The organism is Bartonella sp. AP57NXGY, assembly GCF_042195805.1.
Classification (GTDB): Bacteria; Pseudomonadota; Alphaproteobacteria; order Rhizobiales; family Rhizobiaceae; genus Bartonella.
Genome location: NZ_JBHIOZ010000052.1, coordinates 1 through 9,693, shown reverse-complemented (window position 1 = coordinate 9,693; position 9,693 = coordinate 1). Strand labels below are relative to the sequence as shown.

Sequence of the window (9,693 nt, the reverse complement as noted above, 5' to 3'; positions counted from 1 at the left end):
CAAAGATTATCGCCTCATTGGAGATCGCAGAGAAAATAATGCTGTTAGCTTGTACTTTTTATTTCATAAATATGGAACTGTTCGTTCACAGGATTGCGTTATACCTTTTTCGGATAGTGTCGCAAAATTATTGTTTGATATGAGAGCTATCTCTTAAAAACAAGCCCATGACTGAACAACACAAGTCTGCTTTAATTTTGGATACCTTATTTTTTCTGAAGGATATGCTCCCATAAAAAAACGTAAGTAATAAAAGCGGGGACAATACGTTATCTCTTCTTTTTAGAGGATATTGTGATGCTTTTGAAAGTTTTAAAACCGAATGGACAGATGATAGTAAAGAGGAAAACAGTTTTTTCCTTTCAGATTTGATGTTCTTGCTAAATGAAGCTGTATTTTCGTTTCAGAGATTACTCAAATAGAATATGCAATATTTTTGCTCTAGCTACAAAAGCTGGAACGGCGTGCAGAGCTTTCATTCACCTTAATCTTTCTTTTAAATATACCACTTGTGTTCAATTTGGATGTTGATTTACAAGCAATAGCGAAAGCACAAGCTTTATAAAAAAAACAACTCTATAAAACGCGTCATAGAGTGGTCATGAAAGCTATTTTGTTTTTTATCAGGTGTTTTGCTAATAGCGATAGTCTCCATGGCTTGGCATCTGCTTATTCTTACGGTATTTGTACACATTCATTGCAGTATATTGGTAAGGTTAGATGCAAGGCGATTATCCTTGATGCAAAAATAAAAGGTTAATGTGAGATTAAAGATTTTTTCGTGTCATTATCAGTAGAAACATTATAAAGGGCTTGAACAAGCATGCTCTTTATCTCTTTATCTCACAATGTTTTTTCTACATTCATTCGTGGTTTTTCTTGAGTGAGCATTACTTGGCAAGTGTAGGAGAAAAAATAAACTTGAATTGTAGCTCCGTAGGTTTTGCTCTTGGCTAGTTAAAACGACTGATGTTTCTTATGAGAGGGCTAAAAGCATTTTGGATCATATGGGAGAGGGGGTAAAGTAGAACGGGCTTATTTTCCTTCAGGTTTTCGAGAACCGCGGCTGTTCCTTTATCGCAGAATTGTCAAGAATATATTTATTATTGTTTTGTCATTTAAATAAAAAAATTTTGATAAAAATATGTTATGTTTTTCTATTGAAAAAATTCATGCGGTGAAGAGAGTATTTTATATGAGAATAGAGTTCTTTTTACATTGTGAAAGAACGTATGCAGGAAGGTGATTGATAGATTTCTGATCTGAGGGAAATATTTTTATCCATTGCGTTTTGTATATTTCAATTTTAGGAAAATGAACAATGATTATACATTGGGGAATTACATATTGGGATAGAAGGGGCCCTCATTGCCTTGCGGACAGATCCAAGTGATATTTTGGTTTGGATCTTTGATATCGCATGTTTTACAATGTATGCAATTTGAAGCGTTTATCATATAAGTCAGATGATCATTATCCTCTAGCCACTCGTAGACAGCGGCGGGACAATAGCGTGTAGAGGGTCCTCCATAGATTGCATATTCAGAGTCCTTTTGCTTTTTTAATGAGGCTATTTTTAAATGACAAGGTTGATTTTCTTCATGATGCGTATTGGAAAGGGCAACACTTGAAAGGCGATCAAAGGTTACAACGCCATCTGGTTTTGGGTAAGAAATGGGTTGAAATTTTTCTGCTGGTTCAAGGCATGCATAATCTTCCTTTCCGTGGGAGAGTGTTTTAAATAAGGAAAATCCGAACAGTTGTTGCCACCACATATCAAAACCAGCAAGTTTAATTCCATATTTTGTCCCATATTTTGCCCAGAGCGGTTTGGCATTTCGCACTTTATAAAGATCTTTGCCAATGAGCCCTTTTCGCCACTGTTCTTCGATTTCTTTAACCTCATCATGGGCACGCCCTTGTGCAAGAGCGGTAGCCATTTTATCGGCAGCTAATATGCCAGATAAGATGGCATTGTGTGATCCTTTGATACGAGGAACATTGACAAATCCAGCAGAGCAGCCAATAAGCGCCCCACCAGGAAAGGTGAGTTTTGGTACAGATTGCCAACCTCCTTCGCTGATAACACGTGCACCATAGGAAAGACGTTTTGCGCCTTTAAAGATTTTATAGAGTTTTGGATGTGTTTTAAAACGTTGAAATTCTTCAAAGGGAGAAAGATAAGGATTTTTGTAATCTAAGTGCACAACAAAACCGACAGAAATGATATTGTTTTCTTGGTGATAAATAAAGCCACCGCCACCGGTATTATTGTCTAGGGGCCAACCAGTGAAATGTTGTACTAAACCGCGTTGGTGTTTGTTGGGGGCAATTTCCCAGAGCTCCTTGAGACCAAGACCAAATTTTTGTGGTTCTCGATTTTTGCTAAGATTAAAATGTTGTATCAGTTGTTTTGCAATTGAGCCGCGTGCTCCTTCCGCAATCAGAGTATATTTTGCTAATAAAGCCATCCCAGGCATATAATTTTTTCCAGGGGTTCCATCTTTGTTAAGCCCCATATCACCGGTGAGAACACCAATGATAGCTCCGTTATCTTTTTGGATGATGGGTTCTGTTGCTGCAAAACCAGGATAGATTTCAACACCCAACGCTTCAGCTTTTTTGCTTAGCCAGCGGCAGACGCTCCCAAGCGAAACGATATAACATCCGTTATTTGATAAGATTTTAGGGTGCAAAATATTGGGAAATACTGTGGACTTTTGAGGCTTTAGAAAAAAAAATTGGTCTTGTGTGACAGGGGTTGTAAAGGGATGGTCGTTATCATTTCGCCATTCTGGTAAGAGTGTGTCGATACCAATGGGGTCAACAACTGCGCCAGAGAGAATATGTGCACCAACTTCGGTCCCTTTTTCAACAATTGTGACAGAAAGCTCAGGATTAATTTGTTTAAAACGAATTGCGGCAGAAAGCCCTGCTGGTCCTGCTCCGACAATGACTATGTCAAACTCCATACTTTCACGTTGGTCATGCAGAGGTGCTTTCATGGCTTATAAAGCTTTCTCCAATTCTGGAATAATTTGGTGGAGATCACCTACAAGGGTGTAATCGGCAATTTGCATGATGGGAGCTTCTTCATCTTTATTAATGGCAACAATAATTTGTGCATCCATTATACCGGCTACATGCTGGATTGCACCGGAAATGCCAACGGCGATATAGAGTTCAGGGGCAACGACTTTTCCTGTTTGTCCAATTTGCCAATCATTGGGAGCATAGCCTGCATCCACTGCTGCGCGGCTGGCACCTAAAGCAGCATTTAATTTGTTTGCAAGAGGAAGAAGCAGGGCCATAAATTTCTCTTGAGAACCAAGACCACGCCCGCCTGATATAATAACACGTGCTGAGGTGAGCTCAGGACGATCACTTTTGTTTGTCTCTGCTTTTACGAAAGAAGAAAGATTTGGATTGGGAGCTGGTGTTATTGTTTTAATGGGAGCAGAATTATTTTGGGAAGGCGTTGGGGTGAAAGAAGCGGTGCGAACTGTTATAATCTTTTTATAATCATTGGTGCGTACAGTTTCAAATGCATTGCCTGCATAAATTGGTCGTTTGAAGGTATTGGGTGAAAGAATGGCGGTAATATCTGAAATTTGCATAAGATCAAGAAGAGCTGCTACGCGCGGCATCACATTTTTCCCAGTACTGCTGGATGCTGCCATGATCACATCATAATCCTTTGCTAACATGAGAATTGTATCTGACATAGGCTCGGCAAGTTGATGGGCTAAATAGTCTGCTTTTGCAATAAGAACTTGCCGCACACCATTAAGTTTAGCACTATTTTCCGCTATCGTTTGAATTTTTTCTCCGCAAACCAGAATATCGATATCATTACTGAGTACGCGTGCAGCGGTGAGTGCTTTTGCTGTTTCTTCTGTATTATGATCGGCCAATAAAAGAATTGCCATAAGTTTTTGCCCTTTTATGTGAGTGTTGCTTTTACTCTAGTGGTGAGAATATTAAATGCAGTTCTTCTGTTTTAAGGCTCTGACAAGTTCTACTACATTTGCCACTTTTATACCGGATTGACGGGGTTTTGGCTCTTCAACGCTTAAAATTATTAAGCGTGCTTTCGTATCGACGCCAAGATCAGTAAGAGATTTTTGTTCAATGATTTTCTTTTTTGCTTTCATGATATTGGGGAGAGAGGTGTAACGCGGTTCATTGAGCCGTAGATCGGCGGTCATAACCATGGGAAGGGGAAGAGAAAGGGTTTGTGTTCCATTATCAACTTCACGAATAACTGTAGCATGCCCATTTTCTATGTTAAAATGTGAGGCAAAAGTTGCCTGTCCCCACCCAAGAAGAGCGGCGAGCATTTGTCCTGTTTGGTTGCTATCGTCATCAATTGCTTGTTTTCCTAAAAAGACCATGTCGGGTTTTTCTTCATCAACAATGGTTTTGAGAATCTTAGCAATTGCTAAGGGTTCAAGTGTTTGATCCGTTGTGACAAGAAGTGCGCGATCAGCTCCCATTGCAAGTCCTGTTCGTAGAGTTTCTTGAGCTGCTTCTGGGCCAATTGAAACAAGAAGAACTTCTGAAATTTTACCGGATTCTTTTTGGCGAATGGCCTCCTCCACGGCTATCTCATCAAAAGGATTCATAGACATTTTTACGTGAGACAGATCAACGCCTGTACTATCCGGTTTGACGCGTATCTTGATGTTATAATCAACAACACGTTTGACAGCGACAATTATCTTCATAATGATCCTCTTTGTTTGTATGTTACAAGTTTATAGCAATACTCATAAGAAACCAAATTGTTTAGAATGAAGTCTCAATTTATAACTTGTATTCTCTTTCGTATAAGCTTTTTTATGTTTACTTGTACTTTCTCGTCGTCATTTTCAATCTTCATATTTTTGCATTGCCATAATTGCCTTATTTGCTTGAATAAAAAGTAAAAAAATCAAACTGTCTTGTGAGAATATTCTTTTTTAGTTTCTTATGCTTTGTTTATGATGGTGCAATAGGTCCTTTATGCAATGAAAAATTAAGTGAAAAAGATAAAAATGGGGGAATGATTTTGCTCTTCAAATCTTGAAGATAGAAAAATTAAAGATCTTTCTTTCAAATATTTTAGATAAAGATTGGGGAAAATATTTCTAACAAAAAAGTTTTTGGAAGTTCTTAAAGCTCTATTTACTAAAATAGAGCACACTTTCTCATCATTTGTTGCGATTCTTTTCAAAAAGGTTAATGAGGGGTAGGCGTTTGTGAATACGAAGGGTCATACGATCGACCAGGCGACCAAACAGGTTAGGAACGATAAAGTCTCTTCTTTTATTGAACAGAAAGAGAGAATGGATACTTCTGTAGAAGTAACGATGTCGGATATTGCTCAAAAATTACGCACCGTTTATGCGCAAATGCAAATGAAGCATTCGCCTCGTTCTTTAATGCAGCAGAGTTCTGTAGAAGAGCATTTTAAATCTTACTTAGATGATATTAGTCGGGCCATTTTGGCTGAACATTATATACGTCGTCAAAGAGAAAAAAAGCTTTTCCAGTCTTTAGAGCAGATTAAAACAATTGTTCAAAGTTTGCAGAGTGAAAAAAAAAGCTTAGAAGAAGCAGCGGTAACACGACGGGTGTCTCGTTCAAAATCACCTGATTCTGTTGTACAAAAACTTGCTCATATGGAATGTGAGGGAAATCAAGAACGCTTATTACTTCAAAAGGTGCAAAATTTTTCGAAAGAAAACAGCATAATTTCACTCCAAACAAATGTTGAAAATACGGTGCAGCAAGAAAATAGAAGCCCTTTGCCCAGTGATGCTCTGCAATCTTCTTTTAAAAAGGTTGAGGGAGTAGTGAAGCATGCTGTGATAAAAGAAAAGGGGATGATGGGTGCTCAGGCATCTAATCATTGCATTGAGAATGATTTTTCTTCTTTAAGGACGCAGTCTCGGGAACATGTGTCGTTTTTATCTTATTTGCTAAAAAAAGGTGTTCTTTGTTTTTTAACCGTTGCATTTGTGGTAGCGATAACGTTATGTTTTTATAGCTTTTTAAAAGGAGCTCGTTTTTTTTAATTTTTATGATGTTGATGTTAATAGATGTGAAATGTATTGCGCATTCGTGTTTGTGCGGAAGCTATAGCAACTAAAATTATCCTTTTAAACACGCAACAGAGATTATTGGAAAAGAGGATAATTGGAGAAGGATTCTCTAATTGTAAAAAAACCTCAAATTATCTTGAAGGTTCTGTAAGTGAGTATTTATTTACCAATTGCTGAAATGTCACTCAATATGCTGATCTTGATTGGTATGGGAGTCGTTGCTGGTTTTTTTTCAGGACTTTTTGGAATCGGTGGTGGGTTTCTCATCACGCCGTTATTGATTTTTTATAATATTCCTCCTGCTATTGCTGTTGGAACAGGTGCCAACCAGATGATTGCTTCATCTGTAACAGGAGCAATTACACATTTTAGAAGACGTACGCTCGATATTAAACTTGGTATTCTTTTGGCGCTTGGAGGAGGGATTGGTTCTTTAATCGGGATTCAGGTTTTCTCTGTTTTGAAAAAGTTAGGTCAATTAGATTTAATGATTTCGCTTCTTTATGTGATTCTTCTTGGAAGTGTAGGAAGCTTGATGATCGTTGAAAGTTGGTATGATATGATGCGCAAGCGTAAGGCAGGAAAAGCCAATATTCGTCTTGCTGGTCGACATAACTGGATTCATCGCTTACCCTTAAAAATGCGTTTTCGGACATCTATGATATATGTTAGCATTATTCCAGTTTTAGGGATTGGTCTCATCGTGGGGTTGTTGTCTTCTATTATGGGAATTGGTGGGGGGTTCTTTATGATCCCAGCATTGATTTATCTTCTGCGTGTTCCAACCAGTGTGGTGATTGGGACTTCACTTTTTCAGATTACATTTGTGTCTTCTTTCACGACAGTTTTGCAAAGTATGACTAATCAGTCCGTTGATATTGTCTTGGCTTTTTTGTTAATGCTTGGAGGAAGTATTGGTGCGCAATATGGAACACGGGTTGGACGGAAGTTAAAGGCTGAACAATTGCGTATGGCACTTGCATTTTTAGTGTTGATTGTGTGTATGCGTCTTGCTTTTCAATTATTTATACGCCCTGATAATCTTTTCTCTCTGGATATTCTTATGAGATAAAAATGGGTAGATTATTTTCTTTATACATCATTACAGGTTGCTTTTGTTTTATTTCTTTTTCTACATGGTCACATGTTGGGACGCCAGCTACATTCATTGATCAAGTTGACCACGAAACTGTCCAAATTATTGTAACAACGAATACGATTACTGTGGATGCAAATTTTGCTGGTCGTGATCTTTATATTGCTGGTGTTTTAGAAAATATTGATCCGTTATATTCTCGACAGAACCGTTATGATATTGTTGTAAGCTTGGAGGGACAAGATCGGACAATGGTGATGCGAGAAAAAAAACGCAATGCCGGTGTATGGGTCAATACAGATTCTCTTATTTTTAAAAAGGTTCCTCTTTTTTACTCTATGGTCACAACACGTGAAATTGACGATATTACGAGCATTGAAGATTATAAACGCTTAGGGTTAGGATTACTCTATTTGCCATTGCAGACGGATGAACAAGATCAGAAAAAAATACAAATCTTTCGCGATGAACTTATAAAATTGCAAAAAGCTAAAAGCCTTTATTATGAGGAAGTGGGTGGGGTTCGTTTTGGTTCTGACACACTTTTCACAGCGCATTTTCGTTTGCCAGCAAATATCCCGGTTGGACATTATAAAGTTCGTGCTTATCTTTTTCGTGATGGACAGTTTATTGATAGTGCAACAACGACTCTTGAAATTGTTAAAGCACATATCACCTATACAATTTTTTATGCAGCGCACAAGTATCGTTTTTTATACGGTATTGTTGCAGTGATTATTGCTATTACTACAGGATTTTTATGTCGTTTGATTTTTCGAAAAGATTAACGCAAGGAAAATGTTAAGGCTTTTATTTTTTATGAAAAATTCGTAAGATAAGAAAAATAGGCACAACAACAATAGCTCCTGTCATAGTTATATGGAAGAAATTTGTAAGCGTTATAAATCCTGCTTCCCATAGTGATTGAAAAAAATCTACTATTTTTTGTATGAGGTTTCGAGGTGTCCATCCCAAAAAATTCATTACGATGCCAATGAAGAATGAAAGAATAAGCAATTTTAGACTAACGCGGCTTAATTTTTCTCCAAGAAACGCATGAAAAGAATTTAATAATTTTTTTTTTCGCTTCATTCTAAGATACTTTCGAAGATCGTGTTTTTTATTGTATTATCATAGTACAGCGATGTTATTATCATAAAGGAAAAACATTTTTTTATTTTTTCTTACTTTTTTGAGTTTATCACCTTAGTCTGGTTAACGGTGCTGGTTTTTGAAATATACACATGTTTTATTGCATTTTTTGCGATATTTTCATGGCGCTTCTTTTGTTAAATGAAGGGATATCCTTTCGTCTCGAGAATTTGTAGAGAAATTTTATAACGTTTCGATGTTTCACATCAGAGTGAGAGTTGTAGTATATTGAAGATTTTGTAACGAACTTATTATTATCGTGTATAGAAATAATATTTCAAGACAGTTTACTTAAAAAAAGACTATCTATTCTAATAAGGGTGTGCTTATATAGGTATTATATTTAGATATTTCAACCTTAGTGCATTGAAAAGATCTTTTTTCTGAAAAAATGTAAGCAATGAATTGAGTGTTGTTAAAGGAGCAAAGATATTAAAAATACGATGTGGACAAAAGTTTTGTTATGTATGGGTGCGTAAAGGAATATCAGGGGGAGCCCATGCTCCTTTTATTTAGAAATAAAATATAATTTACAAGCTGTTATTTGGCAGAGGATTATGGAAAAATTCAAAATTCCTCTTGTAGGGGGAGGAGGTCATGTCGGTTGATGGGTGAATTTTCCTGTTTTGTTAAAATGTCAAATTGTTAGTAGAGCTCTTTGTTATTAAGGCGCTTAAGCTAACAAAGAAGAGTCTTTTGATGGCATAAAAAGGCGAGAGGAAAGAAGAGACAAGCTTACCCGACAAAAGAGAGAAAATAGTGGTTTTATAGTCTTCAATCGTAGGCGTTATGACATCATGAATAGGCTCTGTTATGGGGGAGCATTCATTGTATGTCAGAGTGTTTGTTGTTGCATGTTTTGGTTTGTCTTGGCTTATAGCCATGGGTAGAAGTCCGTGGTTGGTAAGTGGTGTTGTTTGAAGGTTTTAATAATACTTTGTTTGAGGCGCTTATGGATCATCTAACCTTATTATTAAGCATGTGCTTGTTGTGTGGGAAATTTATATAGTAAACTTTAAAAGGAAAAGTCTATGAACTTGAAGAAAAAAATATTACAAAATAGCAGCTCTCTTGTTTCTGCTTTTATAGCTTTGGCGATGGTTGCACAACAAGTTTCAGCAAAAACACCCGCTGATACCCTTGTGATGGCTTGGAATCTTGATGCAATTAGTACATTTGATCCCGCACAACTTAATGATGTTTATGGAAGTGAAATTGTTCGCAATGTTTGTGATAATTTGGTCAGTACTGCGACAAATGATCCTGCTAAAATGGTTCCCGCTTTAGCAACACATTGGGATGTTTCAGGTGATGATCACAGTACGGTGATTACTTTTCATTTACGTGATGGTTTGAAGT

8 protein-coding genes and 1 pseudogene are annotated in these 9,693 nt (G+C 37.1%); 5 read left to right on the top strand and 4 right to left on the bottom strand.

Translation table 11 applies throughout. The annotated features are described in order from the left end of the window. The first annotated feature begins 601 nt into the window (after positions 1 to 601). Entirely contained in the window at positions 602 to 760 is a 159-nt protein-coding gene (locus ACFIL8_RS06135; RefSeq protein WP_375638534.1) for a hypothetical protein, read from the top strand. A gap of 580 nt (positions 761 to 1,340) precedes the next feature. Here ACFIL8_RS06135 and ACFIL8_RS06130 read toward each other — a convergent pair. The 3 genes from ACFIL8_RS06130 to ACFIL8_RS06120 are packed head-to-tail and all read right to left on the bottom strand — an operon-like array spanning position 1,341 to position 4,727. Further along, positions 1,341 to 3,005 carry a 4Fe-4S dicluster domain-containing protein gene (locus ACFIL8_RS06130; protein WP_375638536.1) on the bottom strand — a complete coding sequence of 555 codons (1,665 nt, stop codon included), beginning with the start codon at positions 3,003 to 3,005 and terminating at the stop codon, positions 1,341 to 1,343. A gap of 3 nt (positions 3,006 to 3,008) precedes the next feature. Beyond that, complete coding sequence (locus ACFIL8_RS06125) at positions 3,009 to 3,929, bottom strand: electron transfer flavoprotein subunit alpha/FixB family protein (RefSeq protein WP_375613500.1); 921 nt, start codon at positions 3,927 to 3,929, stop codon at positions 3,009 to 3,011. A gap of 51 nt (positions 3,930 to 3,980) precedes the next feature. Then, positions 3,981 to 4,727: an electron transfer flavoprotein subunit beta/FixA family protein gene (locus tag ACFIL8_RS06120; protein WP_375689140.1), complete on the bottom strand. Its 747-nt coding sequence runs from the start codon at positions 4,725 to 4,727 to the stop codon at positions 3,981 to 3,983. Between the two features lie 513 nt (positions 4,728 to 5,240). On the opposite strand from ACFIL8_RS06120, the gene ACFIL8_RS06115 reads away from it, so the two are divergent. The 3 genes from ACFIL8_RS06115 to ACFIL8_RS06105 all read left to right on the top strand — a co-directional run bounded on the left by ACFIL8_RS06115 (position 5,241) and on the right by ACFIL8_RS06105 (position 7,970). Further along, positions 5,241 to 6,059, top strand: a complete 819-nt coding sequence (locus ACFIL8_RS06115; RefSeq protein ID WP_375689138.1) for a hypothetical protein — start codon at positions 5,241 to 5,243, stop codon at positions 6,057 to 6,059. A 178-nt stretch (positions 6,060 to 6,237) separates the two neighbouring features. Continuing rightward, positions 6,238 to 7,158, top strand: a complete 921-nt coding sequence (locus ACFIL8_RS06110; RefSeq protein ID WP_375634912.1) for a sulfite exporter TauE/SafE family protein — start codon at positions 6,238 to 6,240, stop codon at positions 7,156 to 7,158. A 2-nt stretch (positions 7,159 to 7,160) separates the two neighbouring features. Beyond that, positions 7,161 to 7,970: a TIGR02186 family protein gene (locus ACFIL8_RS06105; protein WP_273790722.1), complete on the top strand. Its 810-nt coding sequence runs from the start codon at positions 7,161 to 7,163 to the stop codon at positions 7,968 to 7,970. Between the two features lie 22 nt (positions 7,971 to 7,992). On the opposite strand, the gene ACFIL8_RS06100 is transcribed toward ACFIL8_RS06105, so the two are convergent. Continuing rightward, positions 7,993 to 8,274: a DUF6460 domain-containing protein gene (locus tag ACFIL8_RS06100; protein WP_375613505.1), complete on the bottom strand. Its 282-nt coding sequence runs from the start codon at positions 8,272 to 8,274 to the stop codon at positions 7,993 to 7,995. A 1,091-nt stretch (positions 8,275 to 9,365) separates the two neighbouring features. On the opposite strand from ACFIL8_RS06100, the pseudogene ACFIL8_RS06095 reads away from it, so the two are divergent. Beyond that, positions 9,366 to 9,693, top strand: a pseudogene (locus ACFIL8_RS06095) (ABC transporter substrate-binding protein); the annotation flags it as partial.